At 63.3% G+C, this 245-nt stretch carries 1 protein-coding gene; it reads left to right on the forward strand.

The window, feature by feature from the left end; genetic code table 11:
- On the forward strand, nt 1–245 hold a 245-nt coding region (locus AC0IWM_RS23865; RefSeq protein WP_471759165.1), incomplete at both ends, for an aminotransferase class I/II-fold pyridoxal phosphate-dependent enzyme.

Raw genomic sequence — 245 nt, forward strand, 5'->3', positions numbered from 1 at the left:
GCTTCGCGCACAGCGCGCGCGTATCGTCGGCGTTCCGATGACACCGAACGGCCCGGACCTCAATGCTCTCGAGACTTTGCTGGCCGAGCACCGGCCGCGCTTCTACGTCATCAATTCTGCGCTCCCAAACCCGACGGGATCGACACTGGCACCGGCTCTCGCGCACCGCATCCTGAAGCTGGCCGAAGTGCATGACACCCTCATCATCGAGGACGACATCTTCGGCGAGTGTGAAGGTGACCCGT

The sequence above is a fragment of the Methylobacterium sp. AC433 genome, assembly GCF_979253015.1.